General features: G+C 70.0%; 1 protein-coding gene. It reads right to left on the minus strand.

The genetic code is table 11. From position 1 onward, the window contains the following. On the minus strand, positions 1-956 hold a 956-nt coding region (locus AC1RDJ_RS28370; protein WP_493029453.1), incomplete at both ends, for an AMP-binding protein.

Raw genomic sequence — 956 nt, forward strand, 5'->3', positions numbered from 1 at the left:
CTGGCCCACGACGAATACGTCGTGTCTTCCGACGGACCGTACAGATTGCACACGCGCGCCACGCCACCCTGCGCCAGCAGCGCATTCACCAGCGCCACCGGCAGCGCTTCGCCGGCCAGGTTGACCACCTGCACGCTGGCCGGCACGGCCTGCGCATCGACGAGGGCGCGGCAGGCCGACGGCACCGTGTTGAGCAGGGTGATGTCGAGCGGACCTTGCAGCAGCGCCAGCGCATCGTCGACCACCACCGTGGCGCCGCCCAAGGACAGCGGCACGAAGATCTCGAACACCGACAGGTCGAAGTTCAGCGACGTCGAAGCCAGCACGCGCGCCAGTTCGGCCGGCGCGTACGCCGTCTGCGCCCACTGCACCAGCGCCGCCACGTTGCGGTGGCAGATCTGCACGGCCTTCGGCCGTCCCGTCGAACCCGAGGTATAGATCAGGTAAGCCGTGTCTTCCGCCAGCGCCCGCGGCGCAGGATTGCCGTGCGGCTGAAGCGCCACGGCGGCCGTCACGGCTGCCGCGTCGAGCGCCAGCAAACGCGTGCCCGCCGCCTGCAGCGCCGCTTGCAGCTCGCCTTGCTGCTGCAGCTGCGCCAGCAAGTCTTCCTGCGTCAGCAGCCAGGCCATGCCGCTGTCCTCGACGATATGCGCCTGGCGCTGGGCCGGGTACATCGGGTCCAGCGGCACGTAGGCGGCGCCCGCCTTGAGGATGGCCAGCAGCGCCACCACCATCTGTTCCGAGCGGCGCAGGCACACGCCCACCAGGCTGCCCGCCGCCACGCCCTGCGCAAGCAAATGATGCGCGAGGCGGTTGGCGCGGATATTCACTTCGCCGTACGACAAAGCCGTGGCGCCATGCACGAGCGCCAATGCCAGCGGATCGCGCGCCGCCTGCGCCTCGAAGGCCGCATGCATCAGGCGCGCCGCGTCGTAGGGCTGGGCGTTGTCGTTGAA

Source organism: Janthinobacterium sp. GW822-FHT07H10 (genome assembly GCF_058798675.1).